This window comes from Streptomyces sp. NPDC059850 (genome assembly GCF_042731515.1).
Taxonomy (GTDB): domain Bacteria; phylum Actinomycetota; class Actinomycetes; order Streptomycetales; family Streptomycetaceae; genus Streptomyces.
Genome location: NZ_JBHWJI010000005.1, coordinates 115,465 through 141,047, shown reverse-complemented (window position 1 = coordinate 141,047; position 25,583 = coordinate 115,465). Strand labels below are relative to the sequence as shown.

At 70.5% G+C, this 25,583-nt stretch carries 27 protein-coding genes; 6 read left to right on the top strand and 21 right to left on the bottom strand.

The window, feature by feature from the left end; translation table 11 throughout:
- Positions 1 to 199: 199 nt before the first annotated feature.
- The 7 genes from ACFV9T_RS06035 to clpS all read right to left on the bottom strand — a co-directional run bounded on the left by ACFV9T_RS06035 (position 200) and on the right by clpS (position 4,881).
- Positions 200 to 1,150: a PLP-dependent cysteine synthase family protein gene (locus ACFV9T_RS06035; protein ID WP_385436972.1), complete on the bottom strand. Its 951-nt coding sequence runs from the start codon at positions 1,148 to 1,150 to the stop codon at positions 200 to 202.
- Positions 1,150 to 1,428 (bottom strand): MoaD/ThiS family protein, encoded by a 279-nt coding sequence (locus ACFV9T_RS06030; protein WP_385436970.1) that lies wholly within the window; start codon positions 1,426 to 1,428, stop codon positions 1,150 to 1,152. The genes ACFV9T_RS06035 and ACFV9T_RS06030 overlap by 1 nt, the downstream gene beginning before the upstream one ends.
- Before the next feature lie 146 nt (positions 1,429 to 1,574).
- On the bottom strand, positions 1,575 to 1,691 hold the full coding sequence (locus ACFV9T_RS06025) for a putative leader peptide (RefSeq protein WP_385436969.1): 117 nt from the start codon (positions 1,689 to 1,691) through the stop codon (positions 1,575 to 1,577).
- A 91-nt stretch (positions 1,692 to 1,782) separates the two neighbouring features.
- Positions 1,783 to 2,205: a Mov34/MPN/PAD-1 family protein gene (locus tag ACFV9T_RS06020; RefSeq protein WP_385436967.1), complete on the bottom strand. Its 423-nt coding sequence runs from the start codon at positions 2,203 to 2,205 to the stop codon at positions 1,783 to 1,785.
- A gap of 120 nt (positions 2,206 to 2,325) precedes the next feature.
- Positions 2,326 to 3,732, bottom strand: a complete 1,407-nt coding sequence (locus tag ACFV9T_RS06015) for an amino acid permease (protein WP_385436966.1) — start codon at positions 3,730 to 3,732, stop codon at positions 2,326 to 2,328.
- Positions 3,733 to 3,964: 232 nt separating this feature from the next.
- Entirely contained in the window at positions 3,965 to 4,570 is a 606-nt protein-coding gene (locus ACFV9T_RS06010) for a DUF2017 domain-containing protein (RefSeq protein WP_385436965.1), read from the bottom strand.
- The gene (clpS, locus tag ACFV9T_RS06005; RefSeq protein WP_385437129.1) at positions 4,570 to 4,881 is read right to left on the bottom strand and encodes an ATP-dependent Clp protease adapter ClpS; all 312 of its coding nucleotides are present in this window, start codon (positions 4,879 to 4,881) and stop codon (positions 4,570 to 4,572) included. Before clpS ends, ACFV9T_RS06010 begins: the two co-directional genes overlap by 1 nt.
- A gap of 82 nt (positions 4,882 to 4,963) precedes the next feature.
- Here clpS and ACFV9T_RS06000 point away from each other — a divergent pair, with 82 nt between their 5' ends.
- The gene (locus ACFV9T_RS06000; RefSeq protein WP_385436963.1) at positions 4,964 to 6,298 is read left to right on the top strand and encodes a nicotinate phosphoribosyltransferase; all 1,335 of its coding nucleotides are present in this window, start codon (positions 4,964 to 4,966) and stop codon (positions 6,296 to 6,298) included.
- 85 nt (positions 6,299 to 6,383) lie between these two features.
- Complete coding sequence (locus ACFV9T_RS05995; RefSeq protein WP_385436962.1) at positions 6,384 to 6,968, top strand: isochorismatase family protein; 585 nt, start codon at positions 6,384 to 6,386, stop codon at positions 6,966 to 6,968.
- Between the two features lie 91 nt (positions 6,969 to 7,059).
- Here the strand turns inward: ACFV9T_RS05995 and ACFV9T_RS05990 are convergent, their stop codons facing one another.
- Both ACFV9T_RS05990 and ACFV9T_RS05985 read right to left on the bottom strand, forming a co-directional pair.
- Positions 7,060 to 7,371, bottom strand: a complete 312-nt coding sequence (locus ACFV9T_RS05990) for a hypothetical protein (RefSeq protein WP_385436961.1) — start codon at positions 7,369 to 7,371, stop codon at positions 7,060 to 7,062.
- A 112-nt stretch (positions 7,372 to 7,483) separates the two neighbouring features.
- Positions 7,484 to 9,871: an immune inhibitor A domain-containing protein gene (locus ACFV9T_RS05985; RefSeq protein WP_385436959.1), complete on the bottom strand. Its 2,388-nt coding sequence runs from the start codon at positions 9,869 to 9,871 to the stop codon at positions 7,484 to 7,486.
- A 249-nt stretch (positions 9,872 to 10,120) separates the two neighbouring features.
- On the opposite strand from ACFV9T_RS05985, the gene ACFV9T_RS05980 reads away from it, so the two are divergent.
- Positions 10,121 to 10,384, top strand: a complete 264-nt coding sequence (locus ACFV9T_RS05980) for a hypothetical protein (RefSeq protein ID WP_385436958.1) — start codon at positions 10,121 to 10,123, stop codon at positions 10,382 to 10,384.
- Here the strand turns inward: ACFV9T_RS05980 and ACFV9T_RS05975 are convergent.
- The 5 genes from ACFV9T_RS05975 to ACFV9T_RS05955 all read right to left on the bottom strand — a co-directional run bounded on the left by ACFV9T_RS05975 (position 10,370) and on the right by ACFV9T_RS05955 (position 15,959).
- Positions 10,370 to 10,876, bottom strand: coding sequence for an RDD family protein (locus ACFV9T_RS05975; protein WP_385436957.1), 507 nt, complete (start codon positions 10,874 to 10,876; stop codon positions 10,370 to 10,372). The two genes, ACFV9T_RS05980 and ACFV9T_RS05975, sit on opposite strands and share 15 nt — an antisense overlap.
- 71 nt (positions 10,877 to 10,947) lie before the next feature.
- Positions 10,948 to 11,529, bottom strand: a complete 582-nt coding sequence (locus ACFV9T_RS05970) for an RDD family protein (protein WP_385436955.1) — start codon at positions 11,527 to 11,529, stop codon at positions 10,948 to 10,950.
- A gap of 109 nt (positions 11,530 to 11,638) precedes the next feature.
- The gene (locus ACFV9T_RS05965; RefSeq protein WP_385436954.1) at positions 11,639 to 13,264 is read right to left on the bottom strand and encodes an RDD family protein; all 1,626 of its coding nucleotides are present in this window, start codon (positions 13,262 to 13,264) and stop codon (positions 11,639 to 11,641) included.
- 194 nt (positions 13,265 to 13,458) lie between these two features.
- Positions 13,459 to 14,826 (bottom strand): FAD-binding oxidoreductase, encoded by a 1,368-nt coding sequence (locus ACFV9T_RS05960; RefSeq protein ID WP_385436953.1) that lies wholly within the window; start codon positions 14,824 to 14,826, stop codon positions 13,459 to 13,461.
- Positions 14,827 to 14,894: 68 nt separating this feature from the next.
- Entirely contained in the window at positions 14,895 to 15,959 is a 1,065-nt protein-coding gene (locus ACFV9T_RS05955; protein WP_385436951.1) for a teichoic acid biosynthesis protein C, read from the bottom strand.
- 266 nt (positions 15,960 to 16,225) lie between these two features.
- Between ACFV9T_RS05955 and ACFV9T_RS05950 the strand changes: the two genes are divergently transcribed.
- Positions 16,226 to 17,476, top strand: a complete 1,251-nt coding sequence (locus ACFV9T_RS05950) for a mannosyltransferase family protein (protein WP_385436949.1) — start codon at positions 16,226 to 16,228, stop codon at positions 17,474 to 17,476.
- Positions 17,477 to 17,499: 23 nt separating this feature from the next.
- Here the strand turns inward: ACFV9T_RS05950 and hppD are convergent, their stop codons facing one another.
- The gene (hppD, locus tag ACFV9T_RS05945; protein WP_385436947.1) at positions 17,500 to 18,645 is read right to left on the bottom strand and encodes a 4-hydroxyphenylpyruvate dioxygenase; all 1,146 of its coding nucleotides are present in this window, start codon (positions 18,643 to 18,645) and stop codon (positions 17,500 to 17,502) included.
- A 126-nt stretch (positions 18,646 to 18,771) separates the two neighbouring features.
- Here hppD and ACFV9T_RS05940 point away from each other — a divergent pair, with 126 nt between their 5' ends.
- Complete coding sequence (locus ACFV9T_RS05940; protein ID WP_385436945.1) at positions 18,772 to 19,239, top strand: Lrp/AsnC family transcriptional regulator; 468 nt, start codon at positions 18,772 to 18,774, stop codon at positions 19,237 to 19,239.
- A gap of 1 nt (position 19,240) precedes the next feature.
- Positions 19,241 to 19,630 carry a hypothetical protein gene (locus tag ACFV9T_RS05935; RefSeq protein WP_385436943.1) on the top strand — a complete coding sequence of 130 codons (390 nt, stop codon included), beginning with the start codon at positions 19,241 to 19,243 and terminating at the stop codon, positions 19,628 to 19,630.
- A gap of 124 nt (positions 19,631 to 19,754) precedes the next feature.
- Here the strand turns inward: ACFV9T_RS05935 and ACFV9T_RS05930 are convergent, their stop codons facing one another.
- From ACFV9T_RS05930 to ACFV9T_RS05905, 6 genes are all read right to left on the bottom strand, one after another.
- Positions 19,755 to 20,555: a S16 family serine protease gene (locus tag ACFV9T_RS05930; protein WP_385436941.1), complete on the bottom strand. Its 801-nt coding sequence runs from the start codon at positions 20,553 to 20,555 to the stop codon at positions 19,755 to 19,757.
- A gap of 79 nt (positions 20,556 to 20,634) precedes the next feature.
- Positions 20,635 to 21,276 (bottom strand): IclR family transcriptional regulator, encoded by a 642-nt coding sequence (locus tag ACFV9T_RS05925; protein WP_385436940.1) that lies wholly within the window; start codon positions 21,274 to 21,276, stop codon positions 20,635 to 20,637.
- 255 nt (positions 21,277 to 21,531) lie between these two features.
- Entirely contained in the window at positions 21,532 to 23,328 is a 1,797-nt protein-coding gene (locus tag ACFV9T_RS05920) for a DEAD/DEAH box helicase (RefSeq protein WP_385436938.1), read from the bottom strand.
- A gap of 114 nt (positions 23,329 to 23,442) precedes the next feature.
- The gene (locus ACFV9T_RS05915) at positions 23,443 to 23,817 is read right to left on the bottom strand and encodes a type II toxin-antitoxin system death-on-curing family toxin (RefSeq protein ID WP_385436937.1); all 375 of its coding nucleotides are present in this window, start codon (positions 23,815 to 23,817) and stop codon (positions 23,443 to 23,445) included.
- Entirely contained in the window at positions 23,817 to 24,014 is a 198-nt protein-coding gene (locus ACFV9T_RS05910) for an Arc family DNA-binding protein (RefSeq protein ID WP_385436936.1), read from the bottom strand. Before ACFV9T_RS05910 ends, ACFV9T_RS05915 begins: the two co-directional genes overlap by 1 nt.
- A gap of 33 nt (positions 24,015 to 24,047) precedes the next feature.
- Positions 24,048 to 25,517, bottom strand: a complete 1,470-nt coding sequence (locus ACFV9T_RS05905) for an MFS transporter (RefSeq protein ID WP_385436935.1) — start codon at positions 25,515 to 25,517, stop codon at positions 24,048 to 24,050.
- Positions 25,518 to 25,583 lie beyond the last annotated feature (66 nt).

The window sequence follows — 25,583 nt, the reverse complement described above, 5'->3', positions numbered from 1 at the left end:
GAGGGGTCCCCCCATGCCGAGGGCCATGGGCGAGGCGGCGGGTGCGGGGTCATACGGGGTGCCCACGAGCGTAAGGCGCTAAAGCCCTGGTAGCTCCTCCACGGGCCCGCGTTGTGGGCGGAATCACCAGGACGGAGCCCCGGGCAGCCCCGTATTCCCCGCTCCCGCGCCGCGCGGGAGCCGTACGGCCGGACAGGGCCTACGCCCAGAGCTGGCCGTGCAGCGTCTCGACCGCCTCCTCGGTGGTGGCCGCGGTGTAGACGCCGGTCGACAGGTACTTCCAGCCACCGTCCGCGACGACAAAGACGATGTCAGCGCTCTCCCCGGCCTTGACGGCCTTGCGTGCGACGCCGAGGGCCGCGTGCAGCGCGGCGCCGGTGGAGACACCCGCGAAGATGCCCTCCTGGGCGAGGAGTTCACGGGTACGGGCCACCGCGTCCTCCGAGCCGACGGAGAAGCGGGTGGTGAGGACGGACTCGTCGTACAGCTCGGGGATGAAGCCCTCATCCAGGTTGCGCAGCCCGTATACGACGTCGTCGTAGCGCGGCTCCGCGGCGACGATCTGCACCCCGGGCTTGTTCTCGCGCAGGAAGCGGCCGACGCCCATCAGGGTGCCGGTGGTGCCGAGCCCGGCGACGAAGTGGGTGACGGAGGGCAGGTCGGCCAGGATCTCAGGGCCGGTGGTGGCGTAGTGGGCGCCCGCGTTGTCCGGGTTCCCGTACTGGTAGAGCATCACCCAGTCGGGGTGCTCGGCGCTCAGTTCCTTGGCCACCCGGACGGCGGTGTTGGAGCCGCCCGCGGCGGGCGAGGAGATGATCTCCGCGCCCCACATGGCGAGCAGCTGGCGCCGCTCCTCGCTGGTGTTCTCCGGCATAACGCACACGATGCGGTAGCCCTTGAGCTTGGCCGCCATGGCGAGCGAGATACCGGTGTTGCCGGAGGTCGGCTCCAGGATGGTGCAGCCGGGCGTCAACCGGCCGTCCTTCTCGGCCTGTTCGATCATATGGAGCGCGGGGCGGTCCTTGATCGAGCCGGTCGGGTTGCGGTCCTCCAGCTTCGCCCAGACCCGGACCTCCGGGGAGGGCGAGAGCCGTGGCAGCCGGACGAGCGGCGTATTGCCGACGGCTGCCAGGGGGCTGTCGTAGCGCATCAGTACATTCCGCCCGCGACGGCCGGGAGGATCGTCACGCTGTCGCCGTCCGAGAGCTTGGTGGTGATGCCGTCGAGGAAGCGGACGTCCTCGTCGTTCAGGTAGACGTTGACGAAGCGGCGCAGCTCGCCTCCGTCGACCAGGCGCTCCTGGATGCCGGTGTGCCGGGACTCCAGGTCGGCGAACAGCTCGGCGAGCGTGGTCCCGCTGCCCTCGACCGCCTTCTGGCCGTCGGTGTAGGTGCGGAGGATGGTCGGGATGCGGACCTCGATGGCCATTCTCAATCTCCTGTGGGAGGGCGGGGTGGACTTCCGGACCATGATCGGGCCGGGTGGGCGTCGTCGAAGGACTGTCGTCGAAGGACTTCGAGCTTCGGGCTTCGCTTGCGGGCTTGCGGGCGGGCTTCGGCGCCGGAGACGCGCGCTCAGACGGCCTCGGCGCCGCGCGGACACATCGCGCTGGCGAGCCGGCACAGGTCGACGTGGAGCCGCGCCACGAGCAGCATGCCCGGCGCCTTCTCGCTCACGTCATCGAAAACCATGAACTCATCGTATCGATTCCCGATCCGCCCCCCGGAAGCTCATCCCGTGATACGGACGGGTAACACCCACGATGCGAGACGACATCAGGGGTCAACCCGGGATGATCTCGACTTCTTCCTCGGTGACCTCACCGTCGATGATCCGGTACGAGCGGAACTGGAAGGGTCCCTCTTCGTTGCCGCAGTCGGCGGTGGACACGAGGACGTAGTGGGCGCCGGGCTCATTGGCGTAGGTGATGTCCGTACGCGAGGGGTACGCCTCGGTGGCGGTGTGCGAGTGATAGATCACGACCGGCTCTTCATCGCGGTCGTCCATCTCGCGGTAGAGCTTGAGCAGATCGGTCGAGTCGAACTCGTAGAACGTGGGGGAACGGGCCGCGTTCAGCATCGGGATGAACCGCTCGGGGCGGCCGCTTCCGGCCGGGCCCGCGATGACGCCGCATGCCTCGTCGGGGTGGTCGGCCCGGGCGTGCGCGACGATCTGGTCGTGGAGGACCTGGGTGATGGTCAGCATGGACCACACAATAGGAGGCGGGCTCCGGACGTCGGTCCGGAGCCCGCCTGCTGAGACGACGCGCCCAAGGGGCGGAAGGGGTCAGTCCCGGGCGTCAGGCCCAGGCGCCAGACCCAGGCATCAGTCCCGGGCGTACTCGACCTCGCGCTCCTCGGCGGCGACCTGCGGCGTGCGGTTCTTGAGCACGAACCAGCCGATCACCAGGAACACGGCCCAGACGGCCCCGACGTACAGCGAGATCCGGGCGTCCTTGTCGTACGCGATCAGACCGGTGACGCCGATGAGGAAGATCAGCGCCACCCAGCTGAAGGCCGAACCGCCGGGCGCCGGGAAGGACGAGGCGGGCAGCCGCCCGGCCACGACGGCGCGGCGGTAGCGGATGTGGCTGACGAGGATCATCGCCCAGGCCCAGATCCCGGCCGCGGTGGCCACCGAGGTGACGTAGAGGAAGACCTTGTCCGGGACGGTGTAGTTCAGCACCACGCCGATGCCCATGAGGAAGGCGGAGAGGGCGATACCGGCGAACGGGGTCTTACGGGCGTTGAGCTTGCCGAAGACGCTCGGCGCCTCGCTGTTGGAGGCCAGGTCGCGCAGCATCCGGCCGGTGGAGTACATGCCGGAGTTGCACGAGGACAGGGCCGCGGTGAGGACGACGAAGTTGACGATGCCCGCCGCGAAGGGGATGCCGATCACCGAGAAGGCGTGCACGAAGGGGCTCTCGCCCGCGGAGAACTCGGTCCACTTCACGACGGAGAGGATGACGAGCAGGGCGCCGACGTAGAAGACGATGATGCGGAACGGCAGGGTGTTGATCGCCTTGGGCAGGGTCTTCTCGGGGTCCTCGGACTCGCCCGCGGTGACGCCGACCAGCTCGACGGCGAGGTAGGCGAACATGACGCCCTGGAGCGTCATCAGGCTGTCGCCTATGCCATTCGGGAAGAAGCCGCCGTGCGACCAGAGGTTGGAGGCGGCCGCGGTGTCTCCGGCCTCCGAGAAGCCGAGGGTCAGCACGCCGAGACCGATGACGATCATGCCGATGATCGCGGTGACCTTGACCATCGAGAACCAGAACTCGACCTCGCCGAAGATCTTCACCGAGATCAGGTTGACGCCGAAGAGCACGACCAGGAAGACCAGGGCGCTGACCCACTGCGGGATCGACGGGAACCAGAAGTGGATATAGATGGCCGCGGCGGTCAGCTCGGCCATGCCGGTGACGACCCACATGAGCCAGTAGGTCCAGCCGGTCACATAACCGAAGAACGGCCCCAGGAACTCACGGGCGTACTCCGCGAAGGAGCCCGAGACAGGGCGGTACAGGAGCAGCTCTCCGAGCGCTCGCATGATGAAGAAGATGACGACGCCCGCGAGGGCGTACATCAGGATGATGCTGGGGCCGGCCTTGGCGATGTTCGCCCCGGCTCCCATGAACAGACCGACACCGATGGCACCGCCGATGGCGATCATCTGTACCTGTCGGCTGCCCAAGCCGCGCTCATAGCCTTCTTCAGGCGCCGCTGAGGTCATGTGATGTGCCTTTCTCCCTGTGCGGCTGGCGATCGTGAAGATTTATCACGAGAGCAACGCTGATCGACTCAGCCGACTGTGAGGCACGCCACAGGGAGAACTGGACAAATGTTGTCACGTACAACAAAGCGAGTGATCGCAGTGATGCGATCGTTATCCGGAGTTGAGCACTCTCTAAACGAACACTCAGTGATCAGAGAGAGTGATCAGAGAGGGGGATAAGGGATGGCGATCAGAGAAGAGTCTCGATCAGCGTCTCCTGCAGCCCGCCGAGCCAGAAGTACGCCATCACCATCGGCTTGCGCGGATCGGAGTCGGGCAGCCCGAGCAGCTCGCCGCCGTCGTCATCGTCGGTGACCTCCAAACGGGTCCCGATCGCCAGCCGCAGGTCGTTGAGGGCGCCGAGCCACTGCCGGGACTTCTGCGGGGGCAGCTCCAGCACCGCCGGTTCCTTGGCAGCCGCACCAGAAGAGAGCGAGTCCAGGTCGCGCACCATCGCCAGGGCGTCATCGCGCTTGCGGGCCCGCAGGTCGTTCTCGGTGTACCGGCGGAACTCGGCCGAGGCGGCCCGCGCCTCCTTCTCCGCGTCCCCCTCCAGCTTCTCGTCCGGCGCCCCGTAGGCGTCCGGGAACAGCCGGGCCAGCACCGGGTCGCTCGGCGGCCTGGTGGGCCCCTCGGCGAACAGCGCGTCCAGCGGGTCCTCGGCCCCGGCGGGCTGGTCGCCCGGCCCGATCAGCTCCGCGAGCTGCACGGCGAGGCTGCGCAGGATGGAGATCTCCACCTCGTCCAGGGCGACGGCGGCACCGCCGCCCGGCAGCGGCTCGAAACGTCCCGACATCAGCGCTCCTGCGTGAGCGTCGCCCACAGCCCGTACCCGTGCATCGCCTGCACGTCGCGCTCCATCTCCTCGCGGCTGCCGCTGGAGACGATCGCGCGCCCCTTGTGATGAACGTCGAGCATCAGCTTGTGCGCCTTGTCCTTGGAGTAGCCGAAGTAGCTCTGGAACACGTACGTGACATAGCTCATGAGATTGACGGGGTCATTGTGGACCACCGTCACCCAGGGAACGTCCGGCTCAGGCACCTCCATCGGCGCCTCGCTGGATTCTGGACGTTCGATCTCCACCGGACTGACACTCACACCCCCAATGCTGCCACCCGGTAGGGCCGGTCGCCTAAACCGGCACCCAGATCTCGTCACTCTGACGAGTATGCGAGGTAACATCATCAACATGGACACTGCGGACTTGGGACTGCCGGTGGACGTGCCATCGACTGCCCTGTTCACCGACCGGTACGAACTCACCATGCTGCAGGCCGCGCTGCGGGCGGGCACCGCCGACCGCCGCTCGGTCTTCGAGGTCTTCACCCGGCGCCTGCCCGAGGGGCGGCGCTACGGCGTCGTCGCGGGCACCGGGCGGGTCCTCGACGCCGTCGAGAACTTCCGCTTCGACGGCGGCGTCCTGGACTTCCTCGCGCAGCACCGGATCGTGGACGAGCCGACGCTCGCCTGGCTCGCCGACTTCCGGTTCCGCGGCGACATCTGGGGCTACCCGGAGGGTGAGGTCTACTTCCCCGGCTCGCCGATCATGCGGGTGGAGGGCACGTTCGCCGAGGCCGTGCTGCTGGAGACGGTGATCCTCTCCATCCTCAACCACGACTCGGCGGTCGCCGCCGCCGCGTCCCGGATGTCCGTCGCCGCGGGCGGCCGTCCGCTGATCGAGATGGGCGCGCGCCGCACCCATGAGCTGGCCGCCGTGGCCGCCGCGCGGGCCGCGTACGTCGGCGGTTTCGCCACCACCTCGGACCTCGCGGCCGGATTCCGCTACAACATCCCCACCGTCGGTACCAGCGCCCACGCCTTCACCCTGCTGCACGACAACGAGCGCGACGCCTTCACCGCCCAGGTCGCCTCGCTCGGCAGCGACACCACCCTGCTGGTGGACACCTTCGACGTCGCCGAGGCGGTGCGCACCGCGGTGGAGATCGCGGGTACGGAGCTGGGCGCCGTCCGGATCGACTCCGGCGATCTGCTGCTGCTGGCCCACCGGGTGCGGCAGCAGCTGGACGACCTGGGCGCCAAGGGCACGAAGATCGTGGTCACCAGCGATCTGGACGAGTACGCGATCGCCTCGCTCGCCGCGGCCCCGGTGGACGCGTACGGGGTCGGCACCCGGCTGGTGACCGGCAGCGGCCATCCGACCTGCTCGATGGTCTACAAGCTGGTCGCCCGCGCCCAGTCCGACGCGGCCGACGCGCCGCTGGTGCCGGTGGCGAAGAAGTCAATGGGCGCGAAGACCTCGATCGGTGGCCGCAAGTGGGCCGCCCGGCGGCCGGACGCGGACGGGGTGGCCGAGGCCGAGGTGATCGGCAGCGGCCCCGTCCCGGAGGCCCTGGCGGAGCACATGCTGCAGATCGAGCTGGTGCGCGGCGGCGAGATCGTGGCCCGGGAGCCGCTGGACGCGGCGCGCGACCGCCATGCGGCGGCGCGGGCGGGGCTGCCCCTGTCGGCGACACAGCTGTCGCAGGGCGATCCGGTGCTGCCGACGGAGTACTCCCAGGCGTGAGGGGTACGTCCATGACGACCATGGCGTCGATTGCCGCCGCCGCTACTGCTGTGACCACCACGGGCCGAGCCGGAAGGCGTGCGCGATGCACCGGGCACTGATCGTCGTCGACATCCAGAACGACTTCTGTGAGGGCGGAAGCCTCGCGGTGACGGGCGGCGCGGACATCGCCGCCGCCATCACCGACTACATCGGGGAGGCGTCGCCCGGTTACCGCCACATCGTGGCCAGCCGCGACCGCCACATCGACCCGGGCGATCACTTCTCCGAGCACCCGGACTACGAGCGCACCTGGCCGCCGCACTGTGTCGCGGGCACGGAGGGGGTCGGCTTCCACCCGAATTTCGCGCCCGCGGTGGCGTCGGGCGCGATCGACGCGGTCTTCGACAAGGGCGCGTACGCCGCGGCGTACAGCGGCTTCGAGGGCGTCGACGAGCACGGGACGACGCTGGCGGCGTGGCTGCGGGAGCGGGCCGTGACGGAGGTGGACGTGGTCGGGATCGCCACCGACCACTGCGTACGGGCCACCGCGCTGGACGCGCGGCGCGAGGGGTTCGTGACCCACGTGCTGCTCGGGCTGACCGTGGGCGTGGCCCCCGTGACCACCCAGCGGGCCCTGGAGGAGTTGCGGGACGCGGGCGTCCGGCTGAGCGGGCAGCCGGTGGGCTGAGAAACGGCTGAGAAGCGACGGGGAAACGGCTGAGAAGCGCTCCGGGGCCCGGTCCGCGGTGGACCGGGCCCCGGAGGCGTTCAGACGTCCGTCAGGCGGTCGCCTTGGGCCGCAGCAGGGCGGCGATGGGGTGCCACAGCTCGCCGCCGATGTCGGGGGACGTGCGCCAGATGAGGCCGTCGGGGTGGTGGAGCACCGCCGTCACCTCGTCGGGCGTCGGTGGCGCGCTGTTGCCGCGCAGATACACGGCGCGAAGCCCCAGGTTGCGCAGCCTGGTCAGGGCGCGCGCCCGGTTCGCGGCGTGGACCAGGACGCGGACGCCGCCCTCGCCCAGCGGGCGGGGCAGGGTCAGTGCCACCACCACATTGCCACCCGGCAGCTTCGTGAATCCTCCATCAGCCATACGGTTCATGTCCCCCGTGAGACGTCGTGTCAATAAGAAGGTCTAGGTGCATCTAAACGCGAACGGCCGTCGCCCGCTAGTGGGTGACGGCCGTCACGGCTTTGACCTGCGGCTATGACGAGGGACCCACCTGGACGGTCATCGTCTGGCCGTCCGGGCGCTCCCGGAGGATCGAGATCCGGGTGTTGGTGTCAGCAACCTGGACCCCGGCGGTGGGGTTCGACTTGTCCCAGTACGTACCCTTGCGGTCGTCGAAGACCGGTACGCCCCGCTTGCCCTTGATCTTCGCGGCCTTCCCGTCCTTGTGGATCGTGAAGCCGTCGGCCCGGTACCAGCTGAAGGTCGAGTCGTACGCCTGGATGCGGTTGCGCATCAGCGTGCCGTCCGCCCACTTCTCCGGCGCGGCGTGCGCGTCGACCGGGAGGATCAGACCGGAGCCGGGGTGGACGCCGACGTTGTTGTCCGGCTGCGAGGTGTCCCACTGCCAGATCAGCAGACCGTTCTGGTACGGGAAGTGCTCGACCCAGGACGGCCGGGTGGAGGCCCAGCCGAAGTTGTACGGGCCGGTCTTCAGGGTCTTGTCGTAGCTGACGTACTGGCGGTTCTCGGCGAGGTAGTACTGCGGGTAGTCCTTGGTGAAGGACTTGCCGACGCGCGAGAAGCCGTCCGCCGTCCAGCCGTTGTCGTCGCCCTCGGCGCCATCGGTGACGACGGGCTTGCCGTCCGCGGTCAGGGAGATGGCGTCGGCGGTGAAGCCCTTCTGCGCGACCCCGCTGTCCGTCTGGTAGCGGAAGCGGAGGTCGATCTTCTTGCCCGCGTAGGCGTCCAGCGGGAAGGAGAGCTTCTTGTACGCCCCGGAGACGCCGGTCAGCGCGGGCTTGTCGCCCGCGTCGCGCGGGATGGCCTTGCCGTCCGCGGTGCCGTCGACCGGCGTCCAGTTGGCGCCGCCGTCCGTGGAGACCTCGGTGTAGAGGTAGTCGAAGTTCTCCTCGATGTCCCACCAGCCCTGGAGGTCCAGGCTCGCCTTGGCCGCGCCCGTGAGGTCGACGGACCGGGTGAGGGTGTTCTTCAGGTCGTCGCCCATCCCGGACCACCACTGCTTGGTGCCCTCGGCGGGCGCGGTGATCTCGGTGGTGACGGCCTTGTCGGGGAGGCTGACGACCAGCGCCTGCTTGTTCTTGGTGTTGTACTCGGCGACCCCGAGGGTGTGCCGGGACTTCGTACCGGCCTTCGCGGTGCCGTAGTTGAGCCAGCCGAGCTGGAGCTTGTCCCAGGCGTTCATGTCGCCGGGGAGGTCGCCGATGGAGTCCTTCCCGGTGCCCAGCCAGGAGCCCGCGGACATCAACGACCAGTAGCCGACGGACGATTCGCCCTTGCCCGTGGTGTCGTACTCGTCGGGCAGGCCGAGGTCGTGGCCGTACTCGTGGGCGAAGACGCCGAGGCCGCCGTTCTCCGGCTGCATGGTGTAGTCGCCGACCCAGATGCCGGTGTCGCCGATCTGGGTGCCGCCCGCCTTGTTGGCGCCGGGCCCTGTGCTGCCCGCGTCGCTGCCGTACGCGTACCAGCGGTGCGCCCAGATCGCGTTCTCGCCCTCGGCGCCGCCGCCCGCGGACTCGTCCTCACCGGCGTGCACGATCTGGAAGTGGTCGATGTAGCCGTCGGACTCGTTGAAGTTGCCGTCGCCGTCGAAGTCGTAGCGGTCCCACTGGTCGTACTGGGCCAGGTCCGCCTTGATCTGCGCGTCGGTACGGCCCGCCGCCTTCTGGTCCTTCGCCCACTGGTTGACGCCGTCGCGTATCAGGTCCCAGGCGTTGGCGCAGTTGGTGTCGCCGCAGTAGTTGGAGCCGTAACGGGCCTCGTTCCAGTCGACCTTGACCCAGTCGGAGACCTCGCCGTCTACCGAGTAGCGGCCCGAGGACTGCTTCTCGTAGTACTTCTTCAGCGACTCCTTGCCCTTGGCCTCGGAGAAGTACAGGTCCTGGAAGTGCTTCCGGTTGTAGTCCTTCTGCCAGGCGGTGCTGTTGTCCTGGGCGCGGTCCGGCTCGGCGATCGTGTTGTGCGCCGGGCCCGGGTCGCCGCCGTACTTCTTCACCGGCGGCTCGGGGCCGTCGGCGCCGTCCGGGTCGTACATCGTGGTGTCGTCGACCTTGTCGCCGAACTCCACGAGCACGGTGAAGATCTTGTCGGTCTTCTCCCGGGCCAGCTCGACGTACTTGCCCTTGCCGAGCTTCACCACCTCCGACGCGCCGCGCCGGGTGGTCTCCTTGTCCCCGGATATGACCTGGCGCAGCGCGTCCTGACGCTGCGCCTCCCGCTGCTTGCTGAACGGGCCCTGCAGATCGTGCTCGACGTCCGTCTTCGCGGGCGCCGGGTCATGGCGTTCGACACGCGTAGATGGTGCGTCCGCCTGGGCGACGCCCGTTGACAGCGCGGCCGCGCCGAGCGCGGCCACCACCGTGGCGACCGCGGCCGATCTGGCCGCCCTCCGTTGGCTGTTCACTTGTTCCTCCCCTTCCACACACCGGTGCCGCACATTTGACCGGAGTGGCAGGAGAAAAGACAGTCCTTGACTTTGCATGTGACGGGTCAGTACATGACTCCGTGCGCCCCCGTGCTCCTCCCCCGTGGGTGAGGTCACGCTTAGTCCCGCTCCCCATCGGGCATCCAGGACCGTAGAGTCATTTTGACGGCGCACATCAGCCGGACTCATACCCCCGCATATCGATGCCCCCTGAGGACGGATCCCGCCATGCCGCGTCCGACTTCTGCCCAGCTCGCCTACGGATCGGCCACCGTCGTCCTGTCGACACTGGCCATGCTGCTGCTCTCCGAAACCCGCTCGGGGCTCGGGGTGGGCATGGTGACCGTGGCCGGTCTCGCGCTCGGGCTGCTGGTAGCCCTCACCGTGCCGGTGTCCCGTCCGTCCCGTTCCCGCCGCCCGGTGCGCGGTCACCGCCCGCTGGCGGGGTCCGCGGTGGCCGAGCCGACGCGGGAGCACTCACTGCACGGCTGAGACCACGACCGTCCGCGCGACCTTGTCGTGCAGGCAGCGCTGGAACGGCTTGTCCCACAGCAGTGAGACGGCGTTGACCACCCAGAACAGGGTGCCGACGAGCACCGGGATCAGCAGTCCCGGCAGGGTGTAGACCGCCGCGCGCACCCAGCCCTGGCCGCCCGGAATGTTCCCGTCCGAGAGCATGGCCACCCGGATGCGCATCGCCTTCTTGCCAAGCGTCTGACCGCTGCGCGCCAGCATGGCGCCCTCATAGCCGAAATAGACCGCCATGGTGATGAGCAGCCCGCCCATCACCTTGCCCAGGTCCTGCTCACCCGGGTGCTCCATGCCGTACTGGAGCGCACCCGTCATGCCGAGCGCCACGGTCCAGATGGCGCCGAGCACGAGGCCGTCGATCAGCCGGGCGACGAAACGCTGGCCGGGCGTGGCCAGCGGGGGCATCCCCGCGAGGTCGGGGTACGGGGGCGACGACAGCTGGTCGGGGCTCATGCCCCCGATTACATCAGCAGCCCTCCGGACCGCTCGCGGCGGGCCGAGGGCTCAGAGGGGGTCCGGCGGCGTCACGGCTCGGCCGAGACGACGACCGTTTTGGCCGCCTTGTCGTGCAGACACTGCCTATACGGCCGGTCCCAGGTGCACCACAAGACGTTGACCAGCCAGAAGACAGCGCCGCAGCAGGGCACGATCTCGGGCAGCGCGTACACGGCGGCGCGCACCCAGCCGGGCCCGCCCGCCGGGGTCTCGCCGGTCTCCAGGATGGCCACCCGGATCTTCATGGCCTTCTTGCCGAGGGTCTGGCCGTAGCGGGTCAGCATCAGCCCCTCGTAGACGAAGTAGACCAGGACGTAGACGAGCGTGAACACGGACGAGCGGGCGTCGCTGCCGTCGCCCATCGGGTAGTAGGTGCCCAGGATCAGCGCCATGATCACGCCGATCGGGATGCCGATGATCAGCCCGTCGAGGATCCGGGCGGCGAGGCGGCGGCCGAGGTGGGCGAGCGGGGGCATGCCCGCGAGCGGGTCGTCGCCGCCGTCGTGGTCGCCGTAGGGGGAGCCGTTCGCCCGGGGCGGCGGCTGCTGCTTGGCGAACGGATCCCGGTCGCGGGGCTCGTCCCCGGATGGCGGCGGCTGGTCGGTGCTCATCCCCCGAGTCGACCGCCGATCGGGGACAACCGCATCCGGCACGCCCCATTCGGGCGATCCGGATGCCCCCTTTGGGGCTCGCTTCGGGTCCGGATCGCCCCGGGGCGGCTCAGTCGGCCGTCGCGACGAACGTGCGGGCGGCCTTGTCGTGCCAGCACTGCCGCCAGGGGCGGTCGAACAGGCACCAGACCACGTTCACCACGCCGATCACCAGCACGCCCAGCACCCCGTACACCAGCCAGCGGCGCAGGGCGGAGCCGAACGACGGGGTGTCGTGCTCCTCGATGTCCAGGACCCGCACCCCGCACAGCTTCTTGCCGAGCGTACGGCCCCACAGGGACGTCGGCAGCGCCTCCAGGAGGACCCCGGCGAGCAGCAGCACGCCCAGCACGATGGCGAGATAGCCGCTGGTGGTGCCGTCGAGCAGATAGACGGTCACGGTCTCGCCGGACTGCTTGGCCGCCTCCACCTTCTCGTCGATGTGGTCGGTGGCCTTCCCCCACAGCGGGAACCCGGCCGCCCCGGTGATGGCGAGCAGCACGACCATGTCGATCAGCCGGGCGGCGAAGCGGCGGCCGAGCCCGGCGGGCCGCCCCTCGGCCTGGGCGGCCGCGAGGAACGGGTTGTCGACCGGCGGCTTCCAGGGGATGACGCTCTCGGGCGCGCCCTGCTGGGGCTGCTGCGGCTGATGCGGCTGTTGTGGCTGCTGGGGCTGCTGGGGCTGCTGGGGCTGCTGGGCGAGCTGGTGCACCTGCTGCTGCCAGCCGCCGGGGGCGCCGCCGGGGGACGGCTGGGCCGGGATGCCGCCGTAGGGCTGCTGCGGCGGGGATTGCTGCTGCTGGGGCGGCTGCGGAGGCTGGTGCTGCTGAGGCTGGTGTTGCTGGGGCTGGGGCGGCTGCTGGGGGCCTTGCGGGGCGTCGCGGTCGAGCGTACGGAACGTCATCGTGCCCTCGTCGCGGCCGGTCGGCCGCAGCGCGCGCATCGCCATCGTGCCCTCGGGCTGCTCCGGGGCGCTGGGTACGGCGGGGAGGGCGTGGGTGGCGCGATCCTTGCGGTCGCCCGTGGCGCCCGTACCGCCCGTACCGCCCATGCCGTCGCCGCGCATGGTCAGCGTGCCCTGGTCGCGACCGCCTTCACCACGGCCACTCCCGACGCCACCGGTCTCGCCGTCCGCCGCGCCGCGCGGGTCGGGCAGCCCCGCCCGTGGGTCGTCCGGCTCCGGGGAGCCCCAGGAGATCCGGCGGTCCGGCTCACCGCCGAACCCGGCCTGGTGGGACGCGTCGGCCTGCCAGGCGGTCCCGGCGCCGGGGCGGGTGCCGTGCAGCCGCTGCGGATCGTCCCAGTCCACCGGGGCGGCCATGCCGCCGGGCGGCACCGGCTCGGTGCCCATGACGCCGCCCGGGGCGGGGTCGTGGACGGCGGAGTCCCGTACGTCCATCTCGGCACGGGCCCGCAGCTCGGGCAGGGCCCCGCCGGTCTCCGGCGCGGGCAGCGCCTGTGGGTCCTCGTCCAGGAACATCGGGCCGGTCTCGTCCGGCACCGGCGCGGTGACCTGGGTGTGGGTGACCCCGGGCGGCGCGGCGGGCATGGCCTCGCCCTCCGCCGGAGCAGGCCGACTCGTCCCGGGCACCCATGCGGCGCCGTTCCAATACCGGATGTAGTTGGGAATGGACGGATCCGGATAAAAACCAGGAATGGAGCTGCCGTCAGCGGATCCTGAGGAAGGGGCGCTCATGATCTCCGATGTCCCGTATCTGTGCTCGCCGTGCTGCTGTACTGCTGTCCTGCGCTGCCGCAGTGCAACCCGGAGCGCGATGTCAAGGTCTATCAGACGGGCCCGCGGCCCGTATCTACTGTGTCACCGGCCCGTGCCGTTTTGGCGGGCAATGAGGGAAGCCATGACAGCGGGCATCCCGGGGCGCTATGCCCCTAGAAGAGCTTTCCCGGGTTGAGCAGTCCCAAGGGGTCGAAGACCTGCTTGATGCCCTTCTGCAACTCCACCCCCACCGGTCCCAGTTCACGCGCGAGCCATTCCCGCTTCAGCACGCCCACCCCGTGCTCCCCCGTGATCGTGCCGCCGAGCGCCAGCCCCAGCGCCATGATCTCGTCGAACGATTCGCGCGCCCGCCGCGACTCGTCCTCGTCCGCGGGGTCGAAGCAGACCGTCGGATGGGTGTTGCCGTCGCCCGCGTGGGCCACGACGCCGATGGTGAGGGCGTACTTCTCGGCGATGGCGGCCGTGCCGTCGATCATCTCGGCGAGGCGGGAGCGCGGCACGCACACGTCGTCGATCATCGTGACACCCTTGACCGCCTCCAGCGCGGTCAGGGTCATGCGGCGGGCCTGGAGCAGCAGATCGGACTCGGCCGCGTCCTCCGCCGGGACCACCTCGGTCGCCCCGGCGGCCGTGCACAGCTCGCCCACGGCGGCCAGGTCGGACGCGGGGTCCGGGGTGTCGAAGGCGGCCATCAGCAGGGCCTCGGTGGACTCGGGGAGGCCCATGCCGCCCAGGGCGTTGACCGCGCGCACGCTCGTACGGTCCATCAGCTCCAGCAGCGACGGCACATGGCCGCGCTCCATGATGCGGCAGATCGCGTCGCACGCGGCCGCGGTGGAGGGGAACTCGGCGGCCAGGACGAGCTGTTCGGGCGGGGCGGGCTTGAGCGCGAGGACGGCCCGTACGACGATGCCGAGGCTCCCCTCGGAGCCGACGAAGAGGCGGGTCAGGTCGTAGCCCGCGACGCCCTTGGCGGTGCGGCGGCCGGTGGACAGCAGCCGCCCGTCGGCGAGGACGACGTCCAGGCCGAGGACGTACTCGGCGGTCACGCCGTACTTCACGCAGCACAGCCCGCCCGACGCCGTGCCGATGTTGCCGCCGATGGTGCACTGCTCCCAGCTGCTGGGGTCCGGGGGGTAGTACAGCCCCTTCTCCAGCACCGCGCGCGACAGCGTCGCGTTGACCACGCCCGGTTCGACGACCGCGATCCGGTCGACCGGGTTGATCTCCAGGATGCGGTCCATCTTGATCAGGGACAGCACGACGCAGCCGTCGGACGCGTTGGCCGCGCCCGACAGGCCGGTGCGCGCGCCCTGGGGGACGACGGGGACTCGCAGCGCCGTGGCCGTACGGCACACGTGCTGCACCTGCTCGACTGTGCGCGGGAGGACGACCACGGCGGGCGCGCCCGCGTCGCAGAAGCTCGCCATGTCGTTGGCGTACGCCGCCGTGACATCGGGGTCGGTCAGCACCGCCTCCTCGGGGAGGCCCTCCCGCAACGACTCGATGAGGTCGGTCATACGTCCAGGCTCGCACTCGGCGGGGCGCCAGGGAAGATCGGCGCGGCGAGTGGGTTATCGCGCTCCGGTCACTGCGGCTTGTAGTAGACGCTCAGTTCGCGGGCGCCGGACGCGCCGGACGCGAAGCCCATGCACAGCCTGCGGGGGCTGGTGAGCTGGACGGCCATGCCCTCGGGCTCGCGGTAGCCGAGCGAGTATCCGGCCTCGGTGCGGGAGCGCTGGACCAGCTGGCCGGTGCGCAGATCGACGCACGAGACATGGGCGTTGCCGTGGCCGGAGGGCGGGTTGGAGCCGTCCTCGTCGGTGTAGTTGGTGCCGGTGAGCTGGTACACGTAGTCGCCGAGCAGCGTGAAGCCCTGGAAGACCTCGCCCTCCTCGATCCCGGCCTGGGCTATGTCGTCGTACACCGCGGTGTAGTCGCCCGCGGTGACCGCGGCGAGGCTCATCAGCCGGTAGCGGACCTGGTCGCCCTGGCGGTAGCGCAGCAGCAGCCGCTTGTTGAGCATGTCGACGGCGGGCTGGTTGCTGGTCGAGCCGGGCACCGGGCGGTGGGTGGCCAGGCCGGACGAGCCGCTGTCGAGGACGGCGCCGTCCTTGAAGGCGAAGCGGCTGATGGCGCGCCCGTAGCCGGAGTCGGGGTTGGCGTCCGACTCGGCCCACAGATAGGCGGTGGCGCCGACCGGCTCACAGCCGATGGAGACGCCGTGGCCGAAGCCTCTGACGTACATGTGGCCGAGCTTGGTGCCGGTGAGGGACAGCTTCGTGACGCACATGTCGCCGCGCTTGGCCCGGTCGGCGCCGGAGACGGGGGCGGATTCGCCGCTGAGCCGGAGGCCGCCCTGCATCATCTGGATCGTGTAGAGGTGGCCGTTGGCGTCGTCGAACGCGAAGGACTGCAGCACGGTGTTGTTGTGCGGTGCCTTCTCGCGGATCAGCTGCGTGGAGGGCACCGAGAGGTCGAACCGGCCACCGGCGGCTTCAGCGACCCCTGTTTCGGCCTGAGCGACCTGAGCGGCCTCGGCTTCGGTGGGCCGTACCGCGAACGCCCCGAGCGCTCCCGCGGCGGCCGCGCCACCGGCCAGGGCGAACCTGCGCCTCGTCAACCGACCCGTCTGGTACTTGTCCGTCTGCATGCGAACTCAACAACTCCCAAGAGAACACACCGTGTTGGGGTGAACAGGAAATGCCGAGAGTGTAGACGGTGGGATTCTCCAACCGAGCTGGTGTTCCATTTTTCTGGCACGAGCGGCGCATTGTGTGCTGTATCACTCCGATTCTTCCCGGTTGGGTAACCCGAATGTCGTACCGCAGGTGAATATAGGAGCGACGACGTGACGTACCCACCCGAGACGACGTCTCCCCCAGGAGGCAGCCTCACGTCTACGCGAAAGATCCCTGTATGTCAGTCGCACCTCCCGAGCCACGCCACCCCGCACCCCGCCGCCCCGCGTGGGCCGCCGCGGCGCGGGAGCGGCCCGCGCCGCGCCTGTCCGCCAAGCTGCGCGACCGGCTGCCCGGCTGGCTGGGGCCGGGCGACCGCGAGGTGCTGTGGCTGTATCTGCTGACCCGGATATCCATCTGGATCACGGCCTACTGCGTCCGCTGGATGTTCCCCGGTGACGGCCGCGCGCACGAGCCCTCCCGCCTCCTCGAACCCTTCGAGCGGTGGGACTGGGGGCACTACCTCCACATAGCGCGCGACGGCTACTTCCCCGGGGAGAGCGGGCCCTGGGACAAGAAGTGGGACAGCCGGGAGGCGTTCTTCCCCGGCTTCCCGCTGCTGCTGCGCGCCCTGCACACCGTCATCCCGAGCTGGGGCGCGGCGGGGCTGCTGATCTCCTTCGTCGGCGGGGCCGTCGGGGTCGTGGCGCTCGCCCGGATCGCCCGGCTGCGGCTGCCCGGCACGGACGGCGACCGGCGCACCGTCCTGTTCTTCCTGCTCTCCCCGTGCGCGGTCTTCCTGGCCGTCGGCTACACCGAGGCGCTCTTCCTCGCGTTCGCCCTGCCCGGCTGGCTCGCCGCCCAGCGGCAGCGGTGGGCCGCCGCCGCGCTGCTGACCGCGCTGGCCACGACCGTGCGGATCAGCGGCCTCTTCCTGGCCGCCGCCATCGCCGTCCACTTCGCCCTCACCGCCGTACGCACCCGTGGGCACTGGCGGTCACTGCCGTGGCTGGCGCTGCCCGCGCTGCCCCCGGCCTTATACGGCTGGTATCTGCAGGCTCACACCGGCGACTGGATGGCCTGGAAGCACGCCCAGGAGCGCGGCTGGTCGCGCACGTTCGAGACCCCGTGGAAGAGCTGGTCCCAGACCTGGGACGCGGCCTTCGGCGGCGGCCAGTCCACCGGGTTCGCCGCCATGTTCCAGGCCGAGCTGGTGGCCATGGTCCTCGGGCTCGTCCTGCTCGGCGTGCTGCTGTGGCGGCGGCGGTGGGCCGAGGCCGCCTACATCGCCCTCACGCTGTGGGCGCTGGGCACCTCGTACTGGTTCATGTCCATCCCCCGCTCCACCCTGCTGTGGTGGCCGCTGTGGATCGGGCTGGCGGGGTGGAGCGTGCGTTGGCCGCAGGTCAGGACGGTCTACCTCTGTCTTGTGGCGCCCTTGAGCACCGTCCTGACCCTCACCTTCCTGTCGGGGCGGTGGGCGGGATGATCAGCGGGGTGATCAGATGTTGATCAGAGGTTGCCGCGCTTTTCCTGCTCGCGCTCGATCGCCTCGAACAGCGCCTTGAAGTTCCCCTTGCCGAATCCCATGGACCCGTGCCGCTCGATCATCTCGAAGAAGACCGTCGGCCGGTCCTGCACCGGCTTGGTGAAGATCTGCAGCAGGTACCCGTCCTCGTCCCGGTCCGCCAGGATCTTCAGCTCGCGCAGGGTCTCGATGGGCACCCGGGTGTCCCCGACCCACTCCCCCAGGGTCTCGTAGTACGAGTCGGGCGTGTCCAGGAACTGGACGCCCGCGGCGCGCATCGCGCGGACCGTCGCCACGATGTCGTTCGTGGCGAGGGCGATGTGCTGGACGCCCGGGCCGCCGTAGAACTCCAGGTACTCGTCGATCTGCGACTTCTTCTTCCCCACCGCGGGCTCGTTCAGGGGGAACTTGACCTTCCGGGTGCCGTCCGCGACGACCTTCGACATCAGGGCGGAGTACTCGGTGGCGATGTCGTCGCCGACGAACTCCTTCATGTTGGTGAAGCCCATGACCTTGTTGTAGAAGGCCACCCACTCGTCCATGTGGCCCAGTTCGACATTGCCGACGCAGTGGTCGATGGCCTGGAACAGCCGCTTCTCCGGCGCCTGGACGATCGGCGCGGCGGCGACGTACCCCGGCAGGTACGGGCCGTCGTAGCCGGAGCGCTCCACGAAGGTGTGGCGGGTGTCGCCGTACGTACGGATCGACGCGAGCACCACCGTTCCGTGCTCGTCCTTGACGTCGTGCGGCTCCTCGATCCCGGTGGCGCCGTGCTCGACCGCGTACGCGTACGCGGCCCGCGCGTCCGGGACCTCGACGGCGAGGTCGATCACGCCGTCGCCGTGCTCGGCCACGTGGTCGGCGAGGAAGTGACCCCAGGGGCCGGACGGCTTGATGACGGAAGTGAACACGAAGCGGGCGCTGCCCGAGACGAGGACGTAACTGGCGGTCTCCCGGCTGCCGTTCTCCGGTCCGGAGTAGGCGACGAGCTTCATGCCGAAGGCGGTGGCGTAGAAGTGGGCGGCCTGCTTGGCGTTGCCGACGGCGAAGACGACCGCATCCATGCCCTTCACCGGGAAGGGGTCTGCCTGCCGCGCGGTGGTCGGGGTGGGGTTCAGGATCTCAGTCATGGGGGCAGCGTCTCTCCGGGACTCAGGGTGCGCAACAGTTGCGGAAATCGCTGCGCAGGTTGCATAGCCATGCCTCGAATCAGGGCAGCATTCTGCACAGAGTGACCACCATCACAGGGAGGCCCCATGGGGATCGACGCGCTCGACGCCCGCCTGATCGAACTGCTCGCCCGGGAGCCCCGCATCGGCGTCCTGGAGGCCTCCCGCCGCCTCGGCGTCGCCCGCGGCACGGCCCAGGCACGGCTGGACCGGCTGCGCACCCAGGGCGTGATCCGCGGCTTCGGCCCGGACGTCGACCCGGCGGCGCTGGGCTACCCGGTCACGGCCTTCGCCACCCTGGAGATCAAACAGGGCCAGGGCCCGGACGTCCGCACCCACCTGGCGAGCGTCCCCGAGGTCCTGGAGCTGCACACCACGACGGGCGAGGGCGACATGCTCTGCCGCCTGGTCGCCCGCTCGAACGCGGACCTCCAGCGGGTGATCGACCGCGTCGTGGGCATCGAGGGCATCGTGCGCGCGTCGACGGCGATCGTCATGGAAAACCCGGTCCCGCTCCGGATCATCCCCTTGGTACAGCAGGCCGCCGAGGATTGACGTGCATGATCTGACCGGCCCGGGGGGCGTGCGGCAGCTGGCCGCGTATGGGTTCGTCGCGGACGACCCGGAGCGCGGCAAGGGGCGGGAGCGGTGGTGGAAGGCGGCGCACGGTACGACGAAGCTGGCCACCGACGAGCTGCTGCGCCACCCCGACCCGTCCGTGCGCGGCGCGATGAACACCCTGCTGCACGAATGGCCCGCGGAGTGGCGCGCGAACGCGGACATCAGCGACTACATGCTGCGCCTGACGCCGGAGCTTGCCCGGGAAATGCTCGACAAGGTGCACGAAGTGATCGAGAGCTACCGCGAGAAGGGGGTCGGCCCGGACGCCGAGCACTCCGCCCGGTACCGCGTCCATCTGCACGGCTTCCCGCGCGACGAGGACTGACCCAAGACCCGACCCTTGGGGGAGAGCGTATGCACGGCGACCACGTCCACCACGTACTGCACCACTTACGCGCCGAGCAGCTGCGGCTCGCGACGCCGCGTGTACCCCACGTACCGCGCTTCGATTAGCAGCTCGGGACCGCGCCGCCCGACTGGAGGTTGTTCAGGGCCTTCACGGCGCCGTCGAGGGTGGTCACGGGGATCAGCCGCAGGCCCTTCGGCTGCTCGGTCTCGGCGTCCTTACACTCGTCCTTGGGGACCAGGAAGACCGTCGCGCCGTCCCGCTTGGCGGCCTGGGTCTTGAGGGGGACGCCGCCCACCGGGCCGACCTTGCCGCGGGCGTCGATCGTGCCGGTGCCCGCGATCGTGCGGCCGCCGGTCAGGTCGCCGCCGCGGCCGTCGCCGTCCAGCTTGTCGACGATGCCGAGGGAGAACAGCAGCCCGGCGCTGGGGCCGCCCACGTCCGCGAGGCGCAGCTTCACCTTGACGTCGCCCGGCGACCTGTTGAGGTAGCCGAGGGCGGCGCTGGTGGCCGTGTTCTGGGACTTCCGCATCTCGTCGGCGTTGTGCTTCTCGATGTCCTTGGTCGTGTCGCCCACGTACACCGCCTCGCGCGGCAGCACCGCGCGGTCGGTGCGGAACCAGCTGCTGACCACGTCGCCCAGCCGGACCTTGGCCTCCGGGCCGGTCGCCGCGATCGTCGTCATCCGCAGCTGGCCCTTGGTCTTACGGGTGTCGCTCCCCGAGACGGTGATCACCTGCTTGCCGCCGTCCGCCCCGAGGACGTTCACGGTGGTGCCCGGCTGGGCCACGGTGAACGGCAGGGGGGCGAGCGCGGCGACCGCGAGCAGGGCGATGACGAGCACGGCGCAGACGGCGAGGATCCGGGCGCGGGGGGAGGCGGCGCGGAGGGAGACGGCAGGCATGGGAATGAATTTAGTTGACCGGCGGGACGGCCGACGCGCCGCCCTGGTCAGCCCCCGTCACCGCAGGGCGCCCGCCCCGTCACCGCAGGGCGTCCGCGACCTCCCGGGCCGCGTCCACGACCCGCGGGCCGACCCGCTCCGGCACCGCGTCGCACAGCATGACCACGCCCACGCTGCCCTCGATCCCGGTCACCCCGACCAGCGGGGCGGCCGCGCCGCTCGCGCCCGCCTCCAGCTCACCGTGGGTGAGCGCGTACCCGGGGTCGTCGGGGCGGCCCGCGCGGGCGGCGAGGATCGCGCGCCCGGCGGCGCCCCGGTCCAGCGGATGGCGGAAACCGGGCCGGTAGGCGACGTGGTAGTCGGTCCAGGTCGGCTCGACGACGGCGACGGCCAGCGCCTCGGTGCCGTCGACCAGGGTGAGGTGGGCGGTGGCGCCGATGTCCTCGGCGAGGGACCGCAGCGCGGGCAGCGCCACCTCCCGCACCAGCGGATGCACCTGGCGGCCGAGCTGCAGCACCCCGAGCCCGACCCGGGCCCGGCCGCCGATGTCCCGGCGGACCAGGGAGTGCTGTTCGAGGGTGGCCAGCAGCCGGTAGACCACGGTGCGGTTGACGCCGAGCTTGGTGGACAGCTCGGTCACGGTCAGCCCGTGGTCGGTGTCGGCGAGCAGCTTCAGGACGCGCAGTCCCCGGTCCAGCGTCTGGGAGGTCTCCGCGGTCACGACGCCCCCTCCTCGGTGATGGGTGGCGGCTCTCCGCGAGGGTGCTCCGCCGGTCGCGGTGGTACGCAACGGCTGCACTCCGGGGCGACGCTGCCACGGGGCGTGTGCGTGCACGAACGGTAGCGAGCGGGTCCGCTCAGCGGAAGACTTTGTCCAGAATCCGAGCAGATCCCTCGCTCACCGCGTCACCGCAGGTGCGCAGCCGCGATCGCGTCACCCCGCGTGCGTCACCGCGCGTGCGTCACCGCGTCCGCGTCACCGCATCCGGGTGGCCCACTCCTGCACCTTCTTGATCCGCTCCCGGAGCTGCCCCGCCGTCGCCTCCGCGCTCGGCGGCCCGCCGCAGGTCCGGCGCAGCTCGGTGTGGATCACGCCGTGCGGTTTGCCGCTCTGGTGGACGTACGCCCCCACCAGCGTGTTCAGCTGCTTCCGCAGCTCCAGCAGCTCCTTGTGGGTGACCACGGGACGCCGCTCGGCGGGCATCTCCAGCAGATCCGCTTCCGCGTCCGGCTTCTTGCGGCTGTGCGCGATCTGCTTGGCCTGCCGCTTCTGGAGCAGCATCTGCACCTGGTCGGGTTCGAGGAGCCCGGGGATGCCGAGGTAGTCCTGCTCCTCCTCGCTGCCCGGGTGCGCCTGCATGCCGAACTCGGCGCCGTCGTACAGCACCCGGTCGAAGACCGCGTCCGACTCCAGCGCCTCGAAGGGCAGCGCCTCCTGGTCGCCGGTGTCCTCGTCCTGCTGCTTCTCGGCCTCCGCGAGGAGCTTGTCCTCCTCAGCGTACGGGTCCTCCTCCTCGCCGTCCTTCTTCGGCTTGTCGAGGACGTGGTCGCGCTCGACCTCCATCTCGTTGGCGAAGCCGAGCAGGTTCGGGATGGTGGGCAGGAAGACGGACGCGGTCTCGCCGCGCCGCCGCGACCGTACGAAACGGCCGACGGCCTGGGCGAAGAACAGCGGCGTGGAGATCGTCGTCGCGTACACCCCGACCGCGAGGCGCGGCACGTCCACGCCCTCCGACACCATGCGGACCGCGACCATCCAGCGGTCGTCGGAGTGGGTAAAGTCCTCGATGCGCTGCGAGGCGGCGTCCTCGTCGGACAGCACCAGGGTGGGCTTGGAGCCGGTGATCTCGCGGATGAGCTTGGCGTACGCGCGCGCCGAGTCCTGGTCGGAGGCGATGACGAGGGCACCCGCGTCCGGGATGGCCTTGCGGACCTCGGACAGCCGGTTGTCGGCGGCGCGCAGCACGTTGGGCATCCAGTCGCCGCGCGGGTCGAGCGCGGTGCGCCACGCCTGGGAGACCGCGTCCTTGGTCATCGGCTCGCCGAGCCGCGCCTCGATCTCGTCGCCCGCCTTGGTGCGCCAGCGCATGTTGCCGCTGTAGGAGAGGAAGATGACGGGCCGCACGACGCCGTCGTTCAGCGCGTTGCCGTAGCCGTACGTGTAGTCGGCGGAGGAGCGGCGGATGCCGTCGTTGCCCTCTTCGTAGGTGACGAAGGGGATGGGGTTGGTGTCCGACCGGAAGGGGGTGCCGGTGAGCGCGAGCCGCCGGGTCGCGGGCTCGAACGCCTCCAGGCAGGCCTCGCCCCACGAGCGGGAGTCACCAGCGTGGTGGATCTCGTCGAGGATGACGAGCGTCTTGCGCTGCTCGCTCCGGTTGCGGTGCAGCATGGGCCGCACGCCGACGCCCGCGTAGGTCACGGCGACGCCGTGGTACTCCTTGCCCACCGGGCCCGCGCTGTACTCCGGGTCCAGCTTGATCCCGATGCGGGCCGCGGCCTCCGCCCACTGCTTCTTCAGATGCTCGGTGGGCGCGACGACGGTGATCTGCTGGATGACGTGGTGGTGCATCAGCCAGGAGGCGAGCGTCAGCGCGAACGTCGTCTTACCGGCGCCGGGGGTCGCGACCGCGAGGAAGTCCCGTGGCTGCTCCTCGATGTACTTGTCCAACGCGCCCTGCTGCCAGGCGCGCAGCTTGCTCGCGGTACCCCAGGGCGCCCGTCCGGGGAAGGCGGGCGAGAGGTGATGGCTGGTGGAGGCGGCAGTAGTACTCACGGTCTCCGTCGCGGGCTGACTCGGCGGGGTCGATGGGGAACCGCGTCAGCCTACCGGTGCCGCCCGTCACGCTTCGGGGGTACGCCCCGATCCCACCCACGGGTGGGATCAGGCTCACACCCGGACCGCGAAGCGGGGCAGCTGCTCCACGATCTTGGGCACGTCCAGCTCGCCCTGGCAGACGCCGAGCACGAACCGCTCCGCGTCGTCGACGTCGAAGTCCGCGCTGAGCGGGTGTCCGTTGACGTGCAGGAAGACCCAGGTCGCGTACCACGCGAGGCGCTTGTTGCCGTCCACCAGGCCGTGGTTACGGGCCAGCGACTCCATCAGTGCCGCCGCCTTCTGCCATACGTCCGGGTAGGCGTCCTGGCCGAAAACACTGGCCTGCGGGCGAGCCAGCGCGGATTCCAGCAGCCCGTAGTCGCGCACCTCGTCGGTCCCGAGCCGCTCGGCGAGGTTCAGCAGCTCGGGCAACGTGAGGTAGTGCATCAGGCGAGCCTCCGGTTCAGCTCTTCGCTGACCTTCAGCACATGGGCCGCGGCCTCGTTGAAGAGCCGCGAGTGCTCGTTGATCGCCGCGATCACCGCATCGTGCGCGAACGACTGCATGCTCCGGCCTTCCGCCTCGGCGCGCTTGCGCAAGGCGTCCAGCTCTTCGTCGGTAAAGCGTAGATTCAGGGCAGCCATGAACCCGATGGTACCGCGTGGTACCACACGGTGCTACCGCGATACGGGCTGCGGCCGCAGGCGCGTGGTCAGCCAGGCGCCTGCCAGGGCCACCGTGGCCATCGCGGCGTAGACGGCGGCGAAGGCCGTGGGGTGGGAGGTCGTCGCGGCGTGGGCTGTCCCGGCGTGGGTGGGGGCTGTCGCGGCGCCGCCGAAGGCTACGAAGAGGACGCCGCTCAGCCCGACCAGGGTGATGTTGCCGAGCGCGTCGGAGGCCTGCAGCGAGGAGGAGTTGCTGCCCGCCTCCTCGGGCCGGGACAGCGTCAGCATCAGGACGCTCGCGCTGGAGATGGTGATCCCCATCCCGTAGCCGCCGACCGCCCACGCGACGGCGACGGTCCACACCGGGACGGCGTCGGCGAGCGCCAGCGGAACCAGGGCGATGGACACGGCGATCAGCAGCATGCCCAGCCCCATCAGCCGTTCCCGGTACGGCTCCAGGCGGGGGCGGCTCTGGGTGTACGAGCCGAGCGCCCAGGTCAGCCCGCCGCCCGTGAGGGCCAGTCCGGCGGCGGTCGCGGACAGGCCGCGCTGGGTGACCAGCATCAGCGGAACGAAGCTCTCCGCACCCAGGAAGGACCCCGCCGCGACCCCGCGCAGCAGCACCACCGACGGCAGCCCACGGGCGGCGCGGAAGGTGCCCGGGGGGAGCAGCCGCAGCACGCACGGGACGAGCAGCGCGAGCCCGGCGGCGGCCGGGAGGAGGGAGGGCCAGGCCAGGTCCTGGGCCGCGTACTGGAGCAGCCCGGCTCCGGCCGCGACGGCCAGCGCGAGCAGGATGCGGCGGCGGTTCATGGCCGGGGAGCGGCCGCCGGGCGGCAGGGTGCGCAGGGCCGGGAGCATCACCGTGAGCGGCAGCAGCACCAGCAGCGGGATGGACAGGAACACCCAGCGCCACCCGGCCTGTTCGGTGATGGCCCCGGCGACGACCGGCCCGACGATGACGGGCAGCACCCACGCGGCGGAGAAGGAGGCCAGCACGGCGGGCTGGAGCCGCCGTGGAAAGGCCCTCCCGACGACGACGTACAGGGCGACGATCACCAGACCGCCGCCGATGCCCTGGACGGCGCGCCCGCCCACGAACATCCACATCCGCTGCGCCGTCCCCGCCACCACCAGCCCCGCGCCGAACGCCACGATGCCGGTGAACAGCGGCGGCAGCGGCCCCTTGCGGTCGCACCACTCCCCCGACAGCGCCATCGCGAACAGGCTCGCGGTGAAGTAGGCGGAGAAGGCGTACGCGTACAGGGCGACGCCGTCCAGCGCGCGGGCCGCGACCGGCATGGCGGTGTTGACCGCGCTCGCCTCGAAGGCGATGAGGGAGACGACGGCGATGATGCCGAGGGTCAGCGCGCGGTAGCGGCGGCCGAGGATGGTGTCGTCCCCGGGGTCCGTGCCCGTGTCCGGCTCGGGTGCGCGGGAGGAAGTGCCGCGTACGGCATCAGAGGGGTCGAGAGCGGTCATGGCGGTCAGAGTAAGAGCCGTCGGGCGGGGTGGCACCTGTCTGAGGTCGGGTATTCGCCTCGGCCA

Coding starts and splice junctions, on each gene's coding strand:
- ACFV9T_RS06035 (WP_385436972.1), bottom strand. CDS start 1,150: ATGCGCTACGACAGCCCCCTGGCAGCCGTCGGCAATACGCCGCTCGTC.
- ACFV9T_RS06030 (WP_385436970.1), bottom strand. CDS start 1,428: ATGGCCATCGAGGTCCGCATCCCGACCATCCTCCGCACCTACACCGAC.
- ACFV9T_RS06025 (WP_385436969.1), bottom strand. CDS start 1,691: ATGGTTTTCGATGACGTGAGCGAGAAGGCGCCGGGCATGCTGCTCGTG.
- ACFV9T_RS06020 (WP_385436967.1), bottom strand. CDS start 2,205: ATGCTGACCATCACCCAGGTCCTCCACGACCAGATCGTCGCGCACGCC.
- ACFV9T_RS06015 (WP_385436966.1), bottom strand. CDS start 3,732: ATGACCTCAGCGGCGCCTGAAGAAGGCTATGAGCGCGGCTTGGGCAGC.
- ACFV9T_RS06010 (WP_385436965.1), bottom strand. CDS start 4,570: ATGTCGGGACGTTTCGAGCCGCTGCCGGGCGGCGGTGCCGCCGTCGCC.
- ACFV9T_RS06000 (WP_385436963.1), top strand. CDS start 4,964: ATGGACACTGCGGACTTGGGACTGCCGGTGGACGTGCCATCGACTGCC.
- ACFV9T_RS05995 (WP_385436962.1), top strand. CDS start 6,384: ATGCACCGGGCACTGATCGTCGTCGACATCCAGAACGACTTCTGTGAG.
- ACFV9T_RS05990 (WP_385436961.1), bottom strand. CDS start 7,371: ATGGCTGATGGAGGATTCACGAAGCTGCCGGGTGGCAATGTGGTGGTG.
- ACFV9T_RS05980 (WP_385436958.1), top strand. CDS start 10,121: ATGCCGCGTCCGACTTCTGCCCAGCTCGCCTACGGATCGGCCACCGTC.
- ACFV9T_RS05975 (WP_385436957.1), bottom strand. CDS start 10,876: ATGAGCCCCGACCAGCTGTCGTCGCCCCCGTACCCCGACCTCGCGGGG.
- ACFV9T_RS05970 (WP_385436955.1), bottom strand. CDS start 11,529: ATGAGCACCGACCAGCCGCCGCCATCCGGGGACGAGCCCCGCGACCGG.
- ACFV9T_RS05965 (WP_385436954.1), bottom strand. CDS start 13,264: ATGAGCGCCCCTTCCTCAGGATCCGCTGACGGCAGCTCCATTCCTGGT.
- ACFV9T_RS05960 (WP_385436953.1), bottom strand. CDS start 14,826: ATGACCGACCTCATCGAGTCGTTGCGGGAGGGCCTCCCCGAGGAGGCG.
- ACFV9T_RS05955 (WP_385436951.1), bottom strand. CDS start 15,959: ATGCAGACGGACAAGTACCAGACGGGTCGGTTGACGAGGCGCAGGTTC.
- ACFV9T_RS05950 (WP_385436949.1), top strand. CDS start 16,226: ATGTCAGTCGCACCTCCCGAGCCACGCCACCCCGCACCCCGCCGCCCC.
- hppD (WP_385436947.1), bottom strand. CDS start 18,645: ATGACTGAGATCCTGAACCCCACCCCGACCACCGCGCGGCAGGCAGAC.
- ACFV9T_RS05940 (WP_385436945.1), top strand. CDS start 18,772: ATGGGGATCGACGCGCTCGACGCCCGCCTGATCGAACTGCTCGCCCGG.
- ACFV9T_RS05930 (WP_385436941.1), bottom strand. CDS start 20,555: ATGCCTGCCGTCTCCCTCCGCGCCGCCTCCCCCCGCGCCCGGATCCTC.
- ACFV9T_RS05915 (WP_385436937.1), bottom strand. CDS start 23,817: ATGCACTACCTCACGTTGCCCGAGCTGCTGAACCTCGCCGAGCGGCTC.
- ACFV9T_RS05910 (WP_385436936.1), bottom strand. CDS start 24,014: ATGGCTGCCCTGAATCTACGCTTTACCGACGAAGAGCTGGACGCCTTG.
- ACFV9T_RS05905 (WP_385436935.1), bottom strand. CDS start 25,517: ATGACCGCTCTCGACCCCTCTGATGCCGTACGCGGCACTTCCTCCCGC.